Origin of the sequence: Sphingobacterium sp. B16(2022) (assembly GCF_012030425.1) — a bacterium.
In the GTDB taxonomy this organism is placed as follows: domain Bacteria; phylum Bacteroidota; class Bacteroidia; order Sphingobacteriales; family Sphingobacteriaceae; genus Sphingobacterium; species Sphingobacterium anhuiense.
The window spans coordinates 382,754-403,918 of record NZ_JAAUVN010000003.1; the positions used below are offsets into that span (position 1 = coordinate 382,754).

Below are 21,165 nucleotides of genomic sequence, written 5' to 3' on the forward strand. Positions count from 1 at the left end.
ATAAAGTTAAAATTTTAGTTTAACAATTTTACCGTCCATTGTGCTGCAAACTAACCCTTTATTACCCATAATCAATGGCGGATTGACCATACCATTTGATATTTTATATTGCCACATTACAGCTCCTGATGAGGCATTAACAGCTGACAGCAAACCTGAATGACTTGGTACAAAAACAATTTTACTGTTAGCGGTTATCGCTGACGGGGTTAGTTCATATGGAAGTTTCAAATCTGATTTCCATGAGACTTCCATTTTATCAGCTTTGGTGGAAATACCAAGTAAATCACCATCCATTGTTTTCACATAAACATATTTATGATCAGTTGATAAACCCATTGACTCTCTAACTCGTATCGTATCCTTCTTCTCTCGCCAGATAACCGTTCCATCTTTTGCATTTAATGCTGTCATAAACCGATCTGGAGCTACTACATAAATGGCGTTATTCACCGCAACGGGATAACAAGCAGCAGCTGAAAACATCCGATTTGCATGCCCATTATTCCATTCCCACTCTAATTTACCTGACTGCGCATTTAAGGCATAAAAACCATTACCCCATGAACCAAAAATAATTAGATTTTGATAATAAGTTGGAAGCGTAGAAACATACCCCTTTACACCCTTAAAATTCCACTTTTCCTTTCCAGTCAATACATCCAATGCTCTAAAAACTCCATCCGAACCACCGATGTATGCAGTGCCACTCTGAATCAAAGGTGATCCCAAAACAGCTTTTCCTGTTTTTACTTTCCATTTTAACAGTCCACTTTCTGCATCCAATCCATAGATATAATGATCTGAAGAACCGACGATAACAACCCCCTTCCAAGCAGCTGGTGTTGAATAAACTTTACCACCAGTTTTAAATGACCATTTTTTCTGTCCCGTATTATTATCCAAAGCAAAAACATCACCTGAAGTATTTGCTGTAATGATCAAATCTTTATAAAGTGCCATTCCAGAACCGATATCACTCTCATCTTGAAAAACCCAATCCACAGCAACTTTAGAGGCAAATTTTTCATTAACTGCGTAATTTGGTCTTGGATATTTCTTTTTATCTAGTTCAAAATGATGATTTTCTAGCGGGATCACTGCCCAAGGATCCAAGTAAGTTCCATCAACTGTACGTTCTTGACAAGTAGCCTTACCCTGGTCAATCGTCACAATATTATAACCACCATACTCATTCTTGGCGCGCAAATTTGACCTCCCCATGATCCCGGGTATACCCTCCCAGTCGTACACTTTATTTATATGACCATGTCCACAAAAAGCCAATTGCACATTCCTAGATTTCACACGATCCAACGCTTCAAACCAATTATTTAAAGAAGAATCTTGCGGATAATGATTGATATATATGAGAGGGGTATTACGATCAGGATGAGCAATAAACACAGAATCCATCCACACTAGGTTTTCCCTCGGAATCTGACCGGGACTCATCCGCATGTTAGGACCAGAGTTTGTTCCCAAAAATATAAATCCTTTATGTTTAAAGAAGAAGGTTTCACCTCCAAACACACTACGAAATGTATTAGCCCCATTTTCAGACCAGTTACCATCATGATTTCCAGGTATTACATACCAGGGTAATGACAAGCTATCCAGTATCTGCTTGGCCAATTTCAATTCATGATCCGCACCAAACTCTGTAATATCACCCGATAAAATAACAAAATCAATATCTTTTAATGTATTCAGATCTTTTACGGTTCGACGTAAATCTTCTTCTCCAGTTGCACCGCCAACATGCGTATCTGTTACATGAGCAAATTTGAAAGTTTGCGCATGCAAGAAATTGAAGGCAAAAATCATTATGCAAATAAAACTATAGGTTCTTTTTATCATTATAGGAATCAGTTATTAAAGTAAATATACTTAAAAAAATGCACAAACATGCATGTTTGTGCAATAACATAAAATAATAACGCAAACAAAGACTTTTATATATTGATCAATGGAAACAAATAAAAAGAGCCACTTAAATTAAGTGGCTCTAATAACCCAGTAGTCAAAGACTACCAGCCTGCTGTTTGTGTTAATGTATATCCTCTGTCTTTATACTCGTTAACCTGAGCCTGACCAACTGGAGCCATATAAGAGCGATCTGTGAAAGGTTCTCTATGTTGCGCATTTTCAACCATATAAAAACCAACCAATTGATCAGCATTGCTACCATTATATGTAATTGTCGCACCGGTTGCATTCACAACTTTCAATTTACCTTCATTACTCTTATTTAGTAAACTAGGCATATCTGTTTTCACATCTAACCACGGGCCTAAGAAATAGTCTTGATTTTTACTATAATCCATGTAATTAAGTTTTTTCCAGCGCTTAATATCCAACAATCTAAAACCTTCGTACACAAATTCCATTCGGCGTTCACGACGAATTTCCCACATCAAAGGAGAAACATCACCATCACGAGAAGGATCTACCGCAATAGCTCCAAGAATTAAAGGCGCAGTTTTTTTAACTCCTTTTGAAGTTGCAATAGCATCAATTGGACGGTTTCTGATCGCATTAACCGACTTATCCAGATCCGACTGCGTAACTGCAGCTCCACCAAAACCTTCAGCTAAAATCTGTTTCGTCTCGACCCAGTTCAATACAACTTCAGCTAGACGAATGACAGGCGCATCAGTAATATTTGTATTACTAGCCCAAGCCGCAGGATATGTTTTGCCTAAATAAGTAAGAGCCTCACGAGAAGCAAATTTAAAAGCATACAATAAAGTCGCAGAAGAACTTAATGGTTTTTCATAAAATGAAGCCTCAAATCTAGGATCACGCGACACTGCCAAATCTTTTATCTTGAAACTACTTGCATTTGTTGCAGTAGAATTTTGCCAAGGCTTACCATCGTTACAAATAAACGATTTCATCAATACTAAATTGGCTGCTGAATTTTGTCCTTCAGTTCCGTTACTATAAGATCCTACACTATGCGTAACACTTTTACCATTATCGTAGGCTCTATACATGATCACCTCTTTATTGGCGCTTAGATCATCTGAAGAAAACAAACTTTTAAAATCACTCGTAAATGAATACGCGTTCGAATTGATAACAATTTCAGAAGCTTGTTGTGCTAATTCAAGATATTTCTTAGCCCTATTTTTATCCAGGTTATGATAATATTGAAATGATCCTTCAAACAACATTAATCTAGAAATAAAAGATGCGGCAATATATCTATTCAAATACTGTTTACCGTCATTGATTCTCATATTCTCCAAGGCATATTTAAAGTCTTCGTAAACCTTATCCATTACCTCACCGCGTTTATCACGGTCTTTATACATTAATTGGGTATCATTATCCGCGAGTTCACGATCAAAATAAGGAACATCACCAAAAACCTCCACTAAGCGACTATATTCAAACCCTCTAAAAAAGCGCGCAACTGCAGTCCAATGATTATAGGCTTCAGTGGTAATATTTGGTTTAGTTTTAGTATCGATTCTATTGATAAAAATATTTGCCTTTCTTACCCAAGCAAAATTCCATGTTGGGCCAGAATACTGCGTCAACATAGATGGAGCCTCCATAGCAGTAATCGTGCTACCAGAACCTACACGAGATGCAGGAACAGCATTTTCAAAATTTGTCTGAACGTTTCTATTTGTCAAATCATCTGAGAACGTATAACCAGTAACCGGAGCATAATCTGTCCCCCAAGCACTATTATACCCCACAAAGTAATTTTGATAAAACCCATTCGCATATAACCGAAGTCCCAATTCATTTCCCCAACTATTTTCATCTTCCAACTGTGTCAATTGATTTCTATCTAACACTTCCTTATTACATGATGAAAACAAAGCCATTGCCCCAAAAGCAACGTATGCTATTTTCTTTGAATATTTCATTTTCATTGTTATTAAAAATTAACTTGAACACCAAACGATACCGACTTAAAAGTAGGCGTACCAATCCCTGTTCTTCCCGAGTTATAATTCGTGTCATTAAACATTGAATAACCATTTATCACTTCAGGATCGATAGGCAATCCATTTACATGATCTTTTGTAAAGAAATTCTCTAATGACGTATAGACACGTGCTGATTTAATATAAACTTTATTCAGCATCGTAGTTGGCAACGAATAACCCAACGTTATATTTTTAACACGCAGGTATGATAAGTCCAACAGGTATCTCGATTGGATTTGCATATTATTATTCAGATTGTTACCACCATTATTATAAGCTCTAGGATAAAATGCTTCAAGATTATCGGCAGACCAAAAATTATCGGCAATAGTTGAAGGCATTGCACCGTCAGAGGATTGATAGCCAGCAATCGCTAACGAACCATTACCCCACATTTCACGTTTCCCAATACCTTGAACAAACGCAGAAAAATCAAACCCCTTAAAATCAAGACCTAAACGGAAACCATATTCATATCTAGGCGTCTCATTCCCCAAGATTGCTAAATCCCCATGATCATTAACGGTCTTACTTCCATCATTGATAACTCCATCACCGTTTAAATCAGCAAATTTTACATCACCAGGCCCGAAAATAAAGTCACTGCTATTCTGCAAATATCCTTGGTAAGCGCCTTTAGGGTCAGATAATTTATTTACTATTTTACCTTTATCTGTTGTTTTAACTAATGCTCCAGCGGCATCATATTCAAAATCTGAAGCTTGGTACAATCTATCAGTTTTATACCCCCAGATTTCTCCTACTTTTTTACCCACATAATAACTGCTGATCAACTGCGTATCTGTATATTTTAAGATAGTTGATTGTGCATCAGCTAATGTTCCACGCATGTTTAAACCTAAACCATTGCTAAATCTATGATTAAAGTCTACCGCAAACTCCCATCCTTGAGTCTTCATATCACCATAATTCCCTTGTGGTGCTGGCGCTCCAAATGTTGCACTCACATTTCCACTAGGAACAATCATATTTCTCGTATTTCTTCTATACCAATCAAATACAAAACCCAACTTATTATTAAGCACTCTTAAATCAGCTCCTAAATTCAAAGTTTCAATATTTTGCCACGATATATCCGATCGCACAGAAGTTGGTGTACCGATCGCATAAACCCTACTACCATCTGCAGCCAACCAACTCACCTCACCAACAGTCATAGTTGACGTATATAAACTTGGCTTAATCGTTTGATCACCAATAGAGCCCCATGAACCTCTAAATTTCAATTGGTTCACAACAGGCTTAGACCATTCCATAAAACCTTCTTCCGAAGCAACCCAACCAGCTGAAAAAGATGGAAACCATTTCCATTTCAAGTCTGTCGGAAATTTAGAAGAACCATCATATCTAATGTTACCCTCAAAAAGATACTTATTCTTGTAGGCATAGTTCACACGTCCAAAGTACCCCAACTGAGCTTCCCATTTTGCATCACCCGTAGCTTGTTGTGATGCAGTATTAATTCCAAATCCTAACTGAGGATTATTTAAATCTATTAGATTAAATGTTTGCGAAGAATTTTCAGAATAATCTAATGTTACACGGTTCAATCCTGCAATAAATTTAAAATCGTGATCATCATTTACCCTTAAATTGTAAGTTGTCAATGCATTGATCGTATTATTTCGTTCGTTACCAGCTGTCCTTTTATAATGATCAGGATTACCACCATTAGGCGTATACTGATAATAATTTAGATCGTATGCACGCATGGCACCAGAAACATCTGAAGCTACTAAAGCACCTGTATTATCAACATAAACAGGAACGCCATTTGCATCATTTCTAGCCACACCAGCAACCCATGAATCTGCCCCTGTAAATCGTGTTCCTGGATAAGTATTGATCATCTCATTATTTGCAAATGTGTAATCAATATCAAACTTCCAGTTATCATTAATTTTTACTGTCGCTCCTAGATTTAGATTTAAATAATTATTTTGTAGACTGGCTGTATTTGCCGCAGATGTTTCACTCCAAGGACTTCTGATCGCTCTATCATTTTCATCCAAGCCCATTGGATACAGCGAACTCCATCTATACAAATATAACCAAGGATCTGCAGTTGTTGAGTTAGTCGTATACGGATACTGTTTATTTCTTCTAGAGACCATCGCTCCTGCTCTCACAGTCAAATATTTGTTAAGCTCGGTAGAAATCCGCAACGAAGCATTATAACGCTTAAACTTATCGTTGTCAGTAGTTTTCATCATTCCAGCCTGACTGAGAGTAGCCATACTTAAATTGTAATCTGTTTTTCCTGCAGATCCAGAAAATGAAAGATTATGTTGTGACGAAGGAGCAACATCACGAATCATATAATCTTGAGGATCATAAGTTCGTACACCATATTTTTTTGTTGGTTCAGCTGGATTCACATACCAATCTCTTCCATATACAGTTGGATCATTAACACCTAATTTTCCACCATATAGCTTCTCCCATTCTAAAGCACGGTTATAACTTTCACGATTTACTTTATAAAAAGCCCCAGCTTCGGTTCCTCCAACACGCTCTACAGCTTCCAAAGTATATTTCAAAGCATTTACCCCAGCCATATTATAATCGATTGCCGAGCTTTGAAACGAAAAGTTATTTGAATAATTGATATTTACTTTTTCACCTGATCCACCTTTTTTTGTCGTAATCAAAACAACACCAAAGGCTGCTTTTGCACCATAAATTGATGATGCGGCAGCATCTTTCAATACAGTAATCGATTCCACATCAGCAGGATTAACCAACTGAATACTTGGTATTTCAACATTATCCAACAAAATAAGTGGGTTAGATGTTCCTGCAATAGAACCTATCTGCCCACGTATTTTCATAACCGGATCAGACCCGACCTCGCCACTTGGAATAACCACGGTCAAACCTGGAGTAGTTCCCTGAATACCTCTTCCAACATCAGCAATAGCTCTGCCTTGTAAATTATCTTTTACAGAAATTGACGAAACAGCACCTGTCAAATTTCCTTTTTTCTGCGTACCATAACCAACCACAACGACTTCTTCCAAAGCTTGATTGCTAGATTCTATGGTTACATTAACTGTATTAGAAGTTACTGTCACCTCTTTTGTTGCATAACCCACAGAAGTAAATCTTAATTTACTTCCAATTGGAGCAGCAATTTTGAAATGACCTTGGCTATCAGTTTTTGTAGATGCCGTCCCTCCAACAACTACTACGCTTACCTCAGATATGGGCCCATCTGGTCCAGTCACTACCCCCTGAACTGCATTTTGAAGTACAGATTTGGATGAAGCTAAAAGTGACTGTGTTACTTTAGGATTATTTAGAATACTCTCTTTGCTCACATTACTGAAAGACTTAGAAGGCACACTTAATCCCACTGCAACAGAAAATAGTATAAATTTTCTCATTGTATTGTAGCGTTTTAAAATAAATGATTGCTTATATTGATATTTAGTTTGTTTGTTTTATTTAAAATCTGGGTAGATCAAATATTTTTTACGCATCAATTTATATGCGTCTAAATCCTTAGCCCATGATGCTCTAATTTCTTCTTCCGATTTACCCGCAAGAATCTGCAGTCTTAATTGATCTGTTCCCGCTAGCTTGTCAAAAAAGGCAGGTCGAGCAAAGAAAGTTGACTTATCAGGAGTTTTATTGTAAAAATCCAAGAGATATTTCAGGGTAAACTTGTGCTCTGAAGGAATTATATTTCGCAGATCAACACCATAATTAACAGCGCCTTTACCTTCCACATGTTTTGTCATACCATGGCGATCACCTGGAGTAAAAGTAAATGAACCGTAAACTGGATTGGTATAACCAATAATTTGAAATGGCCAGTCCGTTCCACGTCCCACGGAAATATCAGTCCCCTCAAAAAGACATAATGATAAATACAGCCGAACCGATAACGCATTTGGAAGACTTGGTGAGGGAATAACCGGCAGTTCATACATCATCTTATGATCATATCCTTTTACAGGGACAACCGTAACATCACATTGCTTTCCATTTTCTAACCATTTTTCACCATTAACCATTTTCGCCAATTCACCAATTGTCAACCCGTGAATCATCGCTATTTTGTGCCATGAAACATCAGATTTAAATTTATCATCATGTCTTACTGGACCGTCTACTTGATCTCCATTTGGATTAGGTCGATCCAAAACAATCAATTTCTTATTATGTTTTGCACATAATTCCATGACACGATGCAACGAAGTGATATAAGTATAAAATCGAGCACCTACATCCTGAAGATCGAAAATCATAACATCGATAGTGTTTATGATTGAATCCTGTTTCTGATTACCGCCATATAAAGTATATAAAGGCAATCCTGTTTTTGAGTCAACATCATTTCCAAATTTCTCCCCCCTTTCTACATCACCTCTAAATCCATGCTCAGGAGCAAAAGCGAATTTTAAATCCACTTTCTCCCGAAATAATAGATCAACCAAATGTTCCTTTGATCGTCCAACAACAGAAGTTTGATTCCCCATTATCCCAACCTTCTTACCTTTTAGCATTGGTAAATAAATTGCAAGTTGATCTGCTCCAGGTAAGATTTCTGAATTATTAATAACAGAAGAAGTCTTGCTTACAATTGCTGATTTACTAGCACACGAATTGAAAGTAAGAAAACTTGTCAATGCAAGGAATGCAAATAGTCTTTTCATAGTTAAATTAAAATTGATGACAGCATATCTACCATACTGCCAAATAGTTGATAATTCGTCAATAAATGTAAGTAGATGTTTTCGTTTTTTAAATTAAATAACTCATAAAAACGCAAAACAAAGTAAGTGATCACTTTTATTTTATCCATATTCAATTGCTATTTATTTAACATTTTTTAACAGAAAAAATCACTTCAATAACGCAACTAATTAAATAACAACATATTAAACAAAATTTAAAGATGTAAAAGTGGTTCAAATAGTGTAACAGATACACCTTAATGTAACATTACTGATACATATGCAGAATGTAGCATAAAACAGCAAACAACACTTTCTTAAGAAAAAGATAAGAGAAATATCTTTCGGGGATCAAAAGCGACAAAAAAACTCCTCAAATGCAATGAAATCCTCAAAAAAAAATAAATAACAAAAAAAGGAACCCATACGAGCTCCTTTTATTTCATTGATCGATTCGATCTATTATAAAGATAAAAGTTTCAAATCAGTCAGATTTCCCCTCAGCTTTAACATAAAGGCATCCCCTGGATCTGATTTAGACGTAAAATAATCAGGATCAGTCTCTTTCCAATATTTAGTCTTTCGAAAAGCTCTATATTCATGATGGCCAATTACAAAATCAATCGGATACTTACTTTTCAAGTATCTAATCAGCTTCTCATTTGCTTTTAACTGCTTTTCGGTAAGTGGATACTTATCTCCTCCAATATTTTCAATACCGATAGCACAATAGTTTAAACCAATAGTGTGTCTCGCAAACACTGTATCGGGTAAAAACTGATAAATTGTTCCATCTCTGTCAATAACATATTGGGAAGAAACATTTAAAGCACTTGCTTTTCTGAGTTCAGGCCTTCCGGGCAATAGCACTGGATTGAATGTATTAAATGTTGCCTGAACACTGTTATTCGCGGTCCAGTGCACTACTACCATTGTTGGCTTAATAATGGCTTTTTGCTGTACAATACCATGCCTTTTTTTCAAATAATCTAAAGACAATTGCTCACGCTCAGCATTCCAAATAATTGGTTTTTGAATAATTTCAGATGTCTGCGCAAATGAACGAATGGCAAAAAATAAAAATAGAAAATAAAAATATCTCATTTCACTAATATATAAAAGGGTTTACAAAAAAATGTAAACCCTAATTATTTTTTATTTATCCCACCAAATACGTTGATTTTGATATGTTGGCAAATCCGCTTCCGCATTAGCCGCTTTTACTTGAGTTAGGTTATAATTAATTTCATAAGATGGAATTGCAAACCGTCTAGGCCATTCAATTTGCGACGGATAAGCAGTGGCAAATACATGGGACGGCCTTTTAAATCCTTTATAAATACCCGTTGATTCATTGTAATTCCCTGATGCATCCGTACAATAATTCATTCTTCTCAAGTCAGACCATTGCTCAGGGGAGTACGAAAGAGCGATATATTTTTGAATCATGATATGACTTAAAGTTAATTTTCCAGCTTCCTGCACTATGGAAGAACTTGCCATATATGCTGCTACATCAGAAGCCTTAACACCCATTATTTCCATATGCGCCTTGATACCGGCTTGATAAGCGGTTAGCGCAGCTCCCAATTCTCCTTTTTTAAAGCGAACTTCTGCTTCAATGAACTTCATTTCAGAATTAGTTAATAATAATCCTTTACCTCCTTTTTCAGTATACCAAGTTCCTGTTGAAAGTACTCGTCCATTTGCTGCAACCTCCTTACGCATTGAAATATAAACAGAATCTTTATTTGAAAATTTATTTGTCGCGCTGGCATAAACATAAGAAGCAGGGCCTGTTTTTGGCAAATCCGAAGTCATATCTACAAATAAGGTTTGACGATAACTGCCATCTGGATTCTGAGAACTTGGAACTAATAAGTTTAATCGCGGATCAATAACATTAGCATTACCAGAGGGGGCGCCATGATAATTATTGGTAATATAATTATAATATAATTGCGTAATACGGGCTGAAGTCCCAGTATTCCCCCACTGCAAAGAAGCTTTACTCTGATCACTTGTCGTAGCTGTCTCATCGATATATTGTATAATTGTACTCTCATCATTTAAAATTGGAGCTTTCGCCAAAGCGTCTAATACAGCTTGTGAGTTATATGTAGGTAATTTACTATAATGATTTAAAAATCTAGCTTTTAATCCATAAGCTAATTTCAACCAATTCTGTACGTTTCCCTTATTATAAATGTCTCCGGCAGATAATGGAGCTGCTCCAGAAGCTTGTTCTTTAGACAAATCTAAGATAGCCTCATCAATTAAAGCTAAAATTTTGGTGTACACATATTCTCCATCATCAAACTTAGGTGTGAGATTATTAACTTTATCAAACTCGTCATACGGCAACATTCCATATAAATCAGCCATATAACCAAAGCCCCAAGCTTTAATCAGTTTTGCTACTCCAATATAGTGGTAAGCTCCAACTTTAGTTGCACTCTCAATTAATGGATCAATATTTACCGCAGTATTCACATACCATGATTGCCAAGGCCAGCCTGTTGAAGAAGCTGTTGAATTCCACCTGGTTAAATTCCAGTTGTTGTTGTTAGCATTTACAACTGCCAATTGTTGACCTAAAAATGAAGTACGTGTACCTGCAGACTCATATCCATCGATAAACTGAGCCAACATTGATGGCAGTCGTTGTTGAGGTGTAGGTACTGTTGAATTCGCAGAATTAGGATTTTCATTGACATCTAACCATTTACTGCAAGAATTGAGTAGCAATAGTATAGAAGTTGTGGCTATATAAAATATTTTTTTCATTACGTTAGAATTTTAAATTAACACCAAATGTAAATCCAGCAGTTGCAGGAACGCCTGCATAATCAATACCTACCGAACCTGATCCGATAACACCCGCCCCCGCTGCACTTGTCTCCGGATCCATCCCTGAATAATTTGTAAGCAACCACAAGTTTGTTCCGGTTACATTAAAAGAAGCACCTTTGAAAACTTTGGATCTTTTTAAGATAGATGATGGTAAACTATAAGTCAATGAAACCGAGCGTAAACGCAACCAATTAACTTTTTCAACAAAAAAAGGAGTGTTATTTGCATAAATATCTCGATAATATTTTTCTGTAGCAATAACTTCACGCGTTACTGTCTCGTATTCTTTTGTAACTGGATTTAAAGATTTCCCTGTAAAGGTAAGTGTCTGGCCTCTATTTTCTGTTTCTTTACTAAGCCCATAAGTTGTCATCAGATATTCTGTCCCATTCAAGATATCTCCACCTTTACGAAAATCAAATAAGAATGAAAAATCCCAATTTTTATACGTGAAATTATTAGTTAATCCTCCAATAAAATCTGGTTCACGATTGCCAATTGGTGTAGTAGTCAATGTGGATGTCAAAGGATTTCCTGTTTCCCAATCTAATAAAAGATTTCCGTCTGCATCCTTCTGCCATGTTGATCCCGACAGGCCCATAAAATTCCCATTACCAAAAGAAGCAGCTTTACCGTTTCCCACCTGCACATCAGTAACATATAATATTGGGAGTGCCGCAGGAAGCGATTTAACAACACCTTTATTATGTGAAAAATTCAACATCATATCCCAAGTGAAATGATCTCGTTTTATTGGAGTTGCATTTAACGAAATCTCAAAACCTTTATTTTCAATTTCACCCGTATTTACATAACTTAAGATATAACCTGTAGCGTTTGAAACACGAGGTTGTAAGATTTGATCTTTCGAATTATTTTGATAGTATGTAAAATCTAGCCCCAATCTATTTTTTAGGAATTTCAATTCCGTACCAAATTCCATAGAGGTTGTTGTCTCAGGTTTTAATTGATCATTACCTCGTGTCCAGGCATTTCTATAACCTCCACCTATCGTTAATTCAGGACCAAACAAATAAGTATTGGTTTGATATGCCGGAGCATCTTTTCCCACTTGAGCATACGATGCTCGTAATTTTCCAAATGATAACATATCATTCTTTTCCATTAGCTCAGTGAAAATTAAACTTCCTGAAACAGATGGGTAGAAAAATGAACGGTTTTGGATTGGCAAAGTTGAAGACCAATCATTTCTTCCAGTAACACTAAAGAACGCCAAATTTTTATATCCCGCTCTAAATTCACCATAAACACCTAATAAGCGCTTATCCGTGATTACTTGATTTAAATATTTATCTCCATTTTCGGCATTATTGATACTTTGAAAATTTGGAATAGAAAAATTTTCTGCACGTAAAGAATTTGCCTGTATGTGAGTATCTTCAGCAGAAGTCCCTAATAACAAATTTAAATCCCAGTCTTCAGCAATTACTTTATGGAAATTTAACATGAAATTTGAATTCAAATAGGAGTATTGTCTTTTTCCTTCAGAAAGCATACCATTCTGCCAGGCCAATTTGACTGCAGATCCAGGAGAAATTAATGTACTAAAATCCGTAGTATAATTATCGATACCTAGACGATATGTAGCATCTAACCAACTCGTAATTTTAGCAGAGGCATAAGCAGTACCTAAAAAACGATCTGTTTTATCATTTTGTGGATTCTTATTAATCGTCCAATATGGATTATCCGCATTATCTAACAATGGAATATTTGGCAATAATAAATGCTGTGAACCATCAGGATTTATCCAATCTCGCATATTTGAATTTCTCGGCCAAGCAATTATAGATTCCATATAGCCCGAACCAGAACCACCCCATAAACCAGATCCAGTTAAAGTTTTACGAGTTGAGGAACGTGCAAAAGAAGCATTAGCACCAAAGGTAAAGATATCTGTTTTCTGCTCTGCATTAAATCGAAATGTAGTCCGGTCGAAATCTGTTGTTGGCACAACACCGCTCTGTTTAATATTTGAACCCGATAGATAGAAGTTCCCTTTTGCAGATCCGCCAGAAACATTAAATGAATTATCATATGTAGTTGCGGTTTGATAGAAATCTTCCATATTATTATAGATTTTCTCCCCATCTTTAAAAGCATCACCCCAGGATAAGCTAGTTTCAGGAATAAATAAACCATTGTAATATGATCCTTGTTTAAACTTATCCTGTTGCTTTGGCAGACGATTAACCCAATTAGTACCGATACGCGAATTAATACCAATAGAAGTTGCACCTTCTTTACCCTTCTTTGTGGTAATAACCACAGCCCCGGCCGCTGCCCTCAAACCATAAAGCGCAGCAGCAGCCGGGCCTTTTAATACTGAAATAGACTCAATATCTTCGGGATTAATATCTAATGCTCGATTACCATTTGTCGTTGAAATATTTGTATTTCCGTCAAATGCTGAATTATCACCTTGACCAGTCGAATTATCCATGGGCATACCATCAATAACAAACAAAGGTTGATTATCTCTTTCTAAAGATGTGCCACCACGAATAACAATAGATGCCGAACCTCCGGGGGAACCTCCAGAGTTGGTTACATTCACACCTGCAATCTTACCATTCAGAGAATTGATCACATTAGGATTTTTATTCTTCATCAGCTCGTCGGCCTTAATATCCTGAACAGCATAACCTAAAGCTTTTTTCTCCTTCTTTATCCCCATAGCAGTTACAACTACCTCGGTCAATGCTTCTTCACTGTTGGAAAGGGCAATATTGACGGTAGAGCTTGAGCCAACAGTCTGTTGCAATGGTTTGGAACCAATAGTGCTAAAAATAAGCACATCTCCAGGATCTGCTTTAATGGTAAAACTTCCATCTGGATTGGTCTGCGTACTTACTGCTTTGCCTTTGATGCTTACAGTCACATTCGACATTGATGTCCCATCAGATGCATTGGTCACTTTTCCCGAAATAGTTTTCGTTTGTGCCCACAAACTGGTAGATAACATCACTCCCGAACAGAATAAGAGTAATTTTTTATTCATGATAATAATTTAGTTAGTAGCAATTGTTTATATCGGATGTTTCGATCCCGACAGGTTTATACGAATTACTTTACAATAGTATAAAAAGGTTCTAAGCTTTGCAAGATTATGCGTAATTATTTTCAAAAAATGCCATAAAACACACTTGAAAATCATTAAGTTATCATACAATCGATTGATAAACCTTAAAAACAAAAAATACAATATGCAAAAGACCGCACCACTAAATTATTATCACCATCATCACAAATTTATTTTCACATCGTAATGTTGTCTGATATATTCCTGTTGTTCTTGAGAGTCAAATTCCAAATCGAGGGTAGCCCGCTCTCTCTCCTTCTCAATTTCGATTTTAATCACACTTTTATAAAACCGAAAGATCTCCTTTTCACTTTCCAATATAAGTCGCGGAACACGAACAGATTTGCCTTCAGCATTTTTCGCAATCATTGTAAAATATGATGAATTGCAGTGTTTTGTCTCACCAGATTGAATATTCATCGATTCAACACGAATTCCAACTTCCATCGAACTATTTCCTACATAATTGACCGAAGCGATAAGTGTTACCAACTCCCCTACTTCAATAGGCTTTAGAAAGTCCACTTTTCCAACGGACGCTGTCACACAATAATTTCCGGAAAACTTGGAGGCAACTGCAAAAGCAATTTGATCCATCAATGACAAAATATAGCCGCCATGAATCTTTCCGCCAAAGTTGGCGTTAGAGGGTAACATCAACTGAGATATCCGTATAACAGATTCACCAGCTTTTTTATAAGTATCTTCCATATCTAAATATACTTCAGATAAATACGAACTCCAAATCGCTTGTTATCAAGCAATGTAATTAAGACACCGAGACTATAATGTACGCTACCACATCAAAACACGAATTCGCAGAACAAAAAAAAGGGATACCTTTTTGGATATCCCTTTTAATAGATTTATTTTAAATTACTTAATCTTTTCCGCCATATATGGACTCTCATTACTCAGACGGTCCACTGCTTTTACTGCCACATACTGTAACTTTTTACCATTCTTACTTTTTGCAAGTTGCTTGGCAGTAACCGAAGGATCAAAAATCTCATATGACCACTCACCACCATAGTTGCAGTAAAGTATCCAGTGATAAACTTGATCTACTTGTTTATGTTGCCACTTTGCAAAAACAAAATCTTTTTCTGCTGTCAACAACAAAGTTGGCTTCAGCATCGGATTTGCATTCAACCAAGGCGTTCTAGGTATCAATACTTTATTTTGGTAAGGACCTTCAAAAATTGCTCTTGTCATCGTAGGGTTTTTAATTAAACCGGCTAAGCTCCAATGAACAATACCTTTGCTATCTGGCACGATATTACGCATCGCAGCAATTTGATTTACAATTTCAGTTGAATATTCTGCTGTACGTTTCCCGACAGTATTGATACCTGGCCAAAGATGTCTGTGCATTGTATTTTCACTCTCCCACCATTTCAATAAAGTTGTGAAACTTTGCTTAGCAGGCTGTATAGGCCAATACAATTGTGGCGTATAATAATCGACCCAGCCTTTATTAAGCCATAGCTTTGCATCTGCATACAATTGATCATATTGACTAGATCCTTGAATACCTGCCGGATAACCTGGTTTCCAGATCCCAAAAGGACTAATACCAAATTTCACAAAATTCTTTTCAGCTTTTATTTCTTTATAGATCCGTTCAATGAATGTGTTTACACTATTTCTACGCCAATCTGCACGAGCCAATGTACCACCATTCTTTTTGTAATCATTCCAACTGTCATTATCCGGAAAATCCTGCCCTCCATTATATTCCGCATAAGGATAAAAATAATCATCAAAATGTACCCCGTCAATGTTATAACGTTTTACAATATCCATTACTACACGGGCAGCATGGTCTTGAGTAGATTGTTTTGATGGATCAAACCAATACCATCCCTGCTTCAAACGGACAACGGAATTGGGCATCTTTTTAGCCATAGATGCCTCTGTCAACTTACCGCCAGAAGTATGGTGAGCACGATAAGGATTTAACCAAACATGTAATTCAATCCCCCGCTTATGTGCCTCTTCAACCCAAAATTCCAAAGGATCATAATATGGAAAAGGAGCTTTCCCTTGTTCTCCTGTTAAAAAATATGACCAAGGCTCGAGATCACTCTTATACATCGCATCCGACGAGGGGCGAACCTGAAAAATAGCTGCATTGAAATTATTTGCTTTCAAAAATTCTAAAATCTGGATCGCTTCCTGTTTTTGTTCATCCGTAGATAAAAAGTTTTTACTTGGCCAATTTATATTTGCGACAGATGCGATCCATGCAGCACGAAATTCACGTTGCACTTCAGGAAGCTCCACAGCGATTTCTTTTGGTGCTTCAATCTTTTTCTCTTGTATATTAATGTTAACCTTTTCACGTTGCGGTTTATCCTTTTTATCCGGATGCTGTACAATTACAGCAGGTGTGGCTTTTACCTCTTCTGTTTTTCTATTCTTTTTGGAAGAGCATGAAAATAAGAATAAAGCAACTGAAAGTATTAATAAGTGATGTTTCATTAAAAAATGTTAAGGAATTATTTCAAAATAAGTTACAAATGTACGGATTATGGATTTGTATCAAGAGCACTAGCGCGATATTAACTTTCCTTTAACCAGAACATCTTGAAGTTCAAAATTAGAAGTAAAAATGATCACATTAGCTATACTTCCTATATTCAGGTTTCCAATATCTGTACGCTTTAGCAGTCTTGCTGGATAAGTAGTTCCCATCCGTATCGCCTCGTCCAATGGAACACCAACCTGTTGCACTATATTTCTAACCGATTCAAATAAAGAAATGGCTCCTCCCGAAATCGTCCCGTCGGGCAGTGAATAATAACCGTCATTCAACACATGTTGATAGATTCCTTTTGCACAAGCAGCAACTGCATCTGATATCAAAAACAATCGTTCGCCCATTTGTTTTTTAGCCACTTTAACGGCCTCGAAACTGACGTGATGTCCATCTGTAATTATACTCGAACATGCTGTTGGATGATTGAAAATAGCTCCTACCATACCAACCTCCCGATGATGTAAAGAAGACATCGCATTAAATAGGTGGGTACTTGTGGGAATCCCCAAATCAAAACCTTTAGTGCCTTCCTTAAATGTTGCATCACTATGCCCTGCACTTAATAAAAGTTCATACGATTTTAGGTACTCAAGAACATCATCGTCCATACATTCCGGAGCAATGGTCATCATTTTCACAACAGTATTGTGCTCGCCAAGCAAATCCTTAATATTTTCTTTTGTTGCTTTTACAATGAGATCAGCCGGGTGAGCCCCTCTCTTCTTTGCATTCAAGAATGGCCCTTCAAGGTGCAAGCCCAATAATGCATCATGTTTAAAATTGTCAGCAACCTGAATCGCTTCTTGAAAAACTTTAAACGTATTTGTCGCTAAAGTCATCATATATGAAGTCGTTCCTTTTCGAACCAAACGATCAGAAATGCGCTGTAAAGATGCTGAAGTCAAATGCGCCGAAAATAAATCATCACCGTCGCCATATAACTGTAAATCAATGAGACCCGCACAAATATTAGCTCCATTAACAACAATCTGTTCAAAATCAGCTGGAACTTGATTAGGCTCTACTATTGCAGTAATCTTTCCATTTTCAATAAGCAATGTTTTATCTTCAATAAGATTATAATCTGAAAAAATTCTTCCACCAACTAAAGCGAGTTTATTCATTATCTTTTATTTTTGATTGTTTAAAGATAATCATTGCGATTATCAATTTACTAGCGTAACTTAGTTCCATGTACTTTTTTAGAAAAAAAGACCCCAATCGCCCAACGAACGGCAATCTAAAAGCTATGCATATTATTAATGCTATAGCCATCATCGTTTTCATTCTGGCGCTGATTTACAAGTTTTTCTTTGCATCCTAAATACCAGCATATGTCTCAAAAAATTATTTTAAATACCGAAAAAGCACCAGCCGCAATTGGTCCTTACAACCAAGCTATAAAAGCTGACAAAACATTATACGTTTCCGGACAAATTCCTTTAATTCCTGAAACTATGGAATTAATCACAACAGGAGCTGCAGATGAAGCACATCAAGTGTTAAAGAATGTTGATGCCATCTTAAAAAACGCAGGCTATGGATTTGAAGATGTTGTTAAAGCATCTATTTTCTTAAGTAGTATGGATGACTTTGCTACAGTAAATGAAGTCTACGCACAATACTTCACTACAGCACAGCCTGCACGTGAATGTGTTGCTGTAAAGACTCTTCCAAAAAATGTAAATGTAGAAATCTCCGTGATTGCTTGGAAAGATTAATGGCAAACATAGAACAAGATACTGAAGGCCGCGGAAAGTATTTCTTAGCGGCTTTTTTAGGTCCTTTAATCTGGGGGTTTATGGCTGTCCCTATACGCTTATTAAAAAATTGGTCAGCAGAAGATATCCTCCATTACCGCATCATATTAGCCGTTTCACTTCTTTGGCTCTTCAATATCGTTTTCAGAAAGGCCGACATTAGAGCTGATTATAATTATTTTAGGCAACTGCCCAAGAATAACAGAACTAAGATTACCTATCTTACCCTTATTTCGGCTATACTTTTATTTGCAAACTGGTATACGTATATCTACTGCATTAATAGCATCAGTGTACAGGCCGGTGCCTTTGCTTACATCTTATGTCCATTAATCACGACTGCAGCAGGCTATTTAATTTTAAAAGAAAACTTAAATATAGCCCAAAAGGTATCTTTACTTATTGCTATTACTGGTGTATGCATGTTGGCAACCGGATCACTTACAGAAGTATTATGGTCTTTAACCATTGGCTCACTATATGCCTTTTATTTGGTATTACAGCGTATTATACAAGGGTTTGACAAGCTCAATATGCTGGCAATCCAACTTGCCATCTGTACATTATTCATTATACCTCAAATGCTCGTTGATCAAAGTCCAATACCTCAAGACAGCACATTTTGGACTGTTACTTTAACCATAGCACTATTGTTCACAATCATACCGCTCTTCTCGAGCATGTATGCTTTAAAGAGAATATCTTCTTCGACACTGGGGATCATGTTATATATTAATCCCATCATTGCATTCGCACTCGCTGTTACATACTTTCGGGAACAGGTAGATCCTTATAAGTTCTGGGCATATGGCCTTATTTTCATTGCCATTATTATCTTCAATTCTGATAAAATAAAATTTCTCTTTAAAAGGAAAAAACACATGTAGCACAACCTGTTTTAGTTACGTTTACATGGTTAATAAACTAATATTAACCATGTAACCTTAATGCAATGAAAATCTATCGATTTTTTACACTTTCTTTTTTAGTGCTCACGATACTATCGTGTAAAAAAGATCACCTTTCTTATGATGAGCTTTATAAAAAAGCATCAGAGAAATATCAAGAAATGCAATTGTTGACACAAAGTATTTCATGCGGAGACATCAGCAAGTGGTACGTCGATACCTTATTGTTAGATCCAAATACTCGAGGTTACTTACCCGTTTCTCCCACAATAAAAAACAAATATGATCTTCTAAAAAAAGAACATACTAATTTATTAACAAAAGCCATGGACGCTGATGATCGGCCATATCCAAACTTTGTATCTCTACATATGCCTGTACATTTCGGAATCATATGCCAGAATGGATTTGCAAAGGTAAAAACTGTCGAAGATTTCAATACCGAACAGACACGAAAGGCTCTAAACGAAAGAAGTGAAACACTGCAGCATTACTTTAAAGATAAACCATGTACCGCGGCGAATGATTGGATAGTTACTGGCATAAAAAAAGATTGTTCCCAAATATGGATTCCAACCATTGCTAATCAAACATATCGTAATGGATTTTATACAATTCTTACAGAATATAATACCTTATATTTCCATCTAACACAATTAGATAAAGAACTACAAAATTGTACTCCGAATAGTGGCCCCGCCCCCAAATCCGTACGATGTGAAAATAATAAACCGATTTTAGTCTTTTAGACTTTATACTTACTCGATATGAAATTTATAAAACTAGTCAGCTATTTGTTTCTATTTATGTTACTTTTTAGTGCTTGCAAAAAAGACGATTTTACTTCTGAACAATGGTCTGCTAAAGCTGAAGAAAAGAAAGCCGAAATTGATAAACTCATTGCTTCAGAAAAATGTGAAAATTTGAACGACTGGAACATTGAAAAAGTCAGCAACTTTTGGTGTGGGCATGTTTATTTCCCTGTGCATAAACGTTTCAAATCACAATTCAACAAACTATGGGAGGAATATCTAGCACTTAGATCCAACGAAGTCAATGCCGGTATCAAAGAAGGAATTATTTACGAACCCTGTGAGGAGTATATTTTGTTTAATAGTGAACCCACTCAACTTTCCTGCGTAAATGGAAAAGCCAAATTGCTGTACATAAAAGATTTAAGCTTATCAGAAAGTAAAATACGTATTGCCCCTTTAAAAATAAAGATCGACAAATACCTGAATAATCTTACTTGTAGCGGAACCGAAACTGGGGTACGACAATACTCTTAAAAAACTGTGGAGTTGAACATATAGCTTATATTAGAACAGCAGAACGTCCGGAAATCA

15 protein-coding genes are annotated in these 21,165 nt (G+C 36.3%); 5 read left to right on the forward strand and 10 right to left on the reverse strand.

Features of this window, described 5'->3' with window-relative positions; genetic code table 11:
• Window positions 1-6 precede the first annotated feature (6 nt).
• The 10 genes from HCX49_RS16225 to nagA all read right to left on the reverse strand — a co-directional run bounded on the left by HCX49_RS16225 (window position 7) and on the right by nagA (window position 18,275).
• Complete coding sequence (locus tag HCX49_RS16225; protein WP_168127624.1) at window positions 7-1,860, reverse strand: PQQ-binding-like beta-propeller repeat protein; 1,854 nt, start codon at window positions 1,858-1,860, stop codon at window positions 7-9.
• A gap of 170 nt (window positions 1,861-2,030) precedes the next feature.
• Window positions 2,031-3,893 (reverse strand): RagB/SusD family nutrient uptake outer membrane protein, encoded by a 1,863-nt coding sequence (locus HCX49_RS16230; protein WP_237682827.1) that lies wholly within the window; start codon window positions 3,891-3,893, stop codon window positions 2,031-2,033.
• A 5-nt stretch (window positions 3,894-3,898) separates the two neighbouring features.
• Entirely contained in the window at window positions 3,899-7,357 is a 3,459-nt protein-coding gene (locus tag HCX49_RS16235; RefSeq protein ID WP_132769384.1) for a SusC/RagA family TonB-linked outer membrane protein, read from the reverse strand.
• Window positions 7,358-7,414: 57 nt separating this feature from the next.
• Window positions 7,415-8,632: an exo-beta-N-acetylmuramidase NamZ domain-containing protein gene (locus HCX49_RS16240; protein ID WP_168127625.1), complete on the reverse strand. Its 1,218-nt coding sequence runs from the start codon at window positions 8,630-8,632 to the stop codon at window positions 7,415-7,417.
• 483 nt (window positions 8,633-9,115) lie between these two features.
• On the reverse strand, window positions 9,116-9,757 hold the full coding sequence (locus tag HCX49_RS16245) for an N-acetylmuramoyl-L-alanine amidase (RefSeq protein WP_132769388.1): 642 nt from the start codon (window positions 9,755-9,757) through the stop codon (window positions 9,116-9,118).
• A 51-nt stretch (window positions 9,758-9,808) separates the two neighbouring features.
• Window positions 9,809-11,440 carry a SusD/RagB family nutrient-binding outer membrane lipoprotein gene (locus HCX49_RS16250; RefSeq protein ID WP_021191952.1) on the reverse strand — a complete coding sequence of 544 codons (1,632 nt, stop codon included), beginning with the start codon at window positions 11,438-11,440 and terminating at the stop codon, window positions 9,809-9,811.
• Window positions 11,441-11,444: 4 nt separating this feature from the next.
• The gene (locus HCX49_RS16255; protein WP_132769390.1) at window positions 11,445-14,528 is read right to left on the reverse strand and encodes a SusC/RagA family TonB-linked outer membrane protein; all 3,084 of its coding nucleotides are present in this window, start codon (window positions 14,526-14,528) and stop codon (window positions 11,445-11,447) included.
• 243 nt (window positions 14,529-14,771) lie between these two features.
• Window positions 14,772-15,320, reverse strand: coding sequence for an acyl-CoA thioesterase (locus tag HCX49_RS16260; protein WP_132769392.1), 549 nt, complete (start codon window positions 15,318-15,320; stop codon window positions 14,772-14,774).
• Between the two features lie 165 nt (window positions 15,321-15,485).
• Window positions 15,486-17,093, reverse strand: a complete 1,608-nt coding sequence (locus HCX49_RS16265) for a glycoside hydrolase family 10 protein (RefSeq protein WP_132769394.1) — start codon at window positions 17,091-17,093, stop codon at window positions 15,486-15,488.
• 69 nt (window positions 17,094-17,162) lie between these two features.
• On the reverse strand, window positions 17,163-18,275 hold the full coding sequence (nagA, locus tag HCX49_RS16270; protein ID WP_132769395.1) for an N-acetylglucosamine-6-phosphate deacetylase: 1,113 nt from the start codon (window positions 18,273-18,275) through the stop codon (window positions 17,163-17,165).
• 68 nt (window positions 18,276-18,343) lie between these two features.
• On the opposite strand from nagA, the gene HCX49_RS25735 reads away from it, so the two are divergent.
• The 5 genes from HCX49_RS25735 to HCX49_RS16290 all read left to right on the forward strand — a co-directional run bounded on the left by HCX49_RS25735 (window position 18,344) and on the right by HCX49_RS16290 (window position 21,108).
• Window positions 18,344-18,475, forward strand: a complete 132-nt coding sequence (locus tag HCX49_RS25735) for a DUF6728 family protein (RefSeq protein ID WP_310437834.1) — start codon at window positions 18,344-18,346, stop codon at window positions 18,473-18,475.
• Window positions 18,476-18,485: 10 nt separating this feature from the next.
• Window positions 18,486-18,872 carry a RidA family protein gene (locus HCX49_RS16275; RefSeq protein ID WP_021191956.1) on the forward strand — a complete coding sequence of 129 codons (387 nt, stop codon included), beginning with the start codon at window positions 18,486-18,488 and terminating at the stop codon, window positions 18,870-18,872.
• A complete protein-coding gene (locus HCX49_RS16280) occupies window positions 18,872-19,798 on the forward strand; it encodes an EamA family transporter (RefSeq protein ID WP_021191957.1) in 927 nt (308 codons plus the stop codon). The genes HCX49_RS16275 and HCX49_RS16280 overlap by 1 nt, the downstream gene beginning before the upstream one ends.
• 65 nt (window positions 19,799-19,863) lie before the next feature.
• Complete coding sequence (locus tag HCX49_RS16285; RefSeq protein ID WP_132769397.1) at window positions 19,864-20,568, forward strand: hypothetical protein; 705 nt, start codon at window positions 19,864-19,866, stop codon at window positions 20,566-20,568.
• 18 nt (window positions 20,569-20,586) lie between these two features.
• Window positions 20,587-21,108, forward strand: a complete 522-nt coding sequence (locus HCX49_RS16290) for a hypothetical protein (RefSeq protein ID WP_132769398.1) — start codon at window positions 20,587-20,589, stop codon at window positions 21,106-21,108.
• Window positions 21,109-21,165 lie beyond the last annotated feature (57 nt).

Bases quoted from the DNA above. Each gene is read 5' to 3' on its own strand.
- HCX49_RS16225 (WP_168127624.1), bottom strand. From the start codon at position 1,860: ATGATAAAAAGAACCTATAGTTTTATTTGCATAATGATTTTTGCCTTC.
- HCX49_RS16230 (WP_237682827.1), bottom strand. From the start codon at position 3,893: ATGAAAATGAAATATTCAAAGAAAATAGCATACGTTGCTTTTGGGGCA.
- HCX49_RS16235 (WP_132769384.1), bottom strand. From the start codon at position 7,357: ATGAGAAAATTTATACTATTTTCTGTTGCAGTGGGATTAAGTGTGCCT.
- HCX49_RS16240 (WP_168127625.1), bottom strand. From the start codon at position 8,632: ATGAAAAGACTATTTGCATTCCTTGCATTGACAAGTTTTCTTACTTTC.
- HCX49_RS16245 (WP_132769388.1), bottom strand. From the start codon at position 9,757: ATGAGATATTTTTATTTTCTATTTTTATTTTTTGCCATTCGTTCATTT.
- HCX49_RS16250 (WP_021191952.1), bottom strand. From the start codon at position 11,440: ATGAAAAAAATATTTTATATAGCCACAACTTCTATACTATTGCTACTC.
- HCX49_RS16255 (WP_132769390.1), bottom strand. From the start codon at position 14,528: ATGAATAAAAAATTACTCTTATTCTGTTCGGGAGTGATGTTATCTACC.
- HCX49_RS16260 (WP_132769392.1), bottom strand. From the start codon at position 15,320: ATGGAAGATACTTATAAAAAAGCTGGTGAATCTGTTATACGGATATCT.
- HCX49_RS16265 (WP_132769394.1), bottom strand. From the start codon at position 17,093: ATGAAACATCACTTATTAATACTTTCAGTTGCTTTATTCTTATTTTCA.
- nagA (WP_132769395.1), bottom strand. From the start codon at position 18,275: ATGAATAAACTCGCTTTAGTTGGTGGAAGAATTTTTTCAGATTATAAT.
- HCX49_RS25735 (WP_310437834.1), top strand. From the start codon at position 18,344: ATGTACTTTTTTAGAAAAAAAGACCCCAATCGCCCAACGAACGGCAAT.
- HCX49_RS16275 (WP_021191956.1), top strand. From the start codon at position 18,486: ATGTCTCAAAAAATTATTTTAAATACCGAAAAAGCACCAGCCGCAATT.
- HCX49_RS16280 (WP_021191957.1), top strand. From the start codon at position 18,872: ATGGCAAACATAGAACAAGATACTGAAGGCCGCGGAAAGTATTTCTTA.
- HCX49_RS16285 (WP_132769397.1), top strand. From the start codon at position 19,864: ATGAAAATCTATCGATTTTTTACACTTTCTTTTTTAGTGCTCACGATA.
- HCX49_RS16290 (WP_132769398.1), top strand. From the start codon at position 20,587: ATGAAATTTATAAAACTAGTCAGCTATTTGTTTCTATTTATGTTACTT.